At 35.5% G+C, this 245-nt stretch carries 1 protein-coding gene; it reads left to right on the top strand.

The window, feature by feature from the left end:
* Positions 1-26 precede the first annotated feature (26 nt).
* Positions 27-245, top strand: a 219-nt coding sequence (locus tag ACQPUY_RS17750; RefSeq protein WP_430843384.1) for an MBL fold metallo-hydrolase, incomplete at its 3' end; no start/stop codon positions are given.

Below are 245 nucleotides of genomic sequence, written 5' to 3'. Positions count from 1 at the left end.
TATTTTTGGCAACTTAGTTAACAGATATGAAATTCACTTATTACGGTCATTCTTGTTTTGAAGTAGAAACAAATGGTAAAAAGATTCTATTCGACCCATTTATTTCACTTAATGATTTGGCTAAACATATCAAAATTGAATCTATTAACCCCGATTTTATCTTCCTGTCGCATGGTCATACCGACCATATTGCCGACTGTACAGCTATTGCCAAACGTACCGGCTGTACGGTTATTTGTAGCTGG

The sequence above is a fragment of the Clostridium nigeriense genome (assembly GCF_050585245.1).
Lineage (GTDB): Bacteria > Bacillota > Clostridia > Clostridiales > Clostridiaceae > Clostridium > Clostridium nigeriense_A.
The sequence above is the reverse complement of the archived record's forward strand: the minus strand, read 5'-3'. Positions and strand labels throughout refer to the sequence as shown.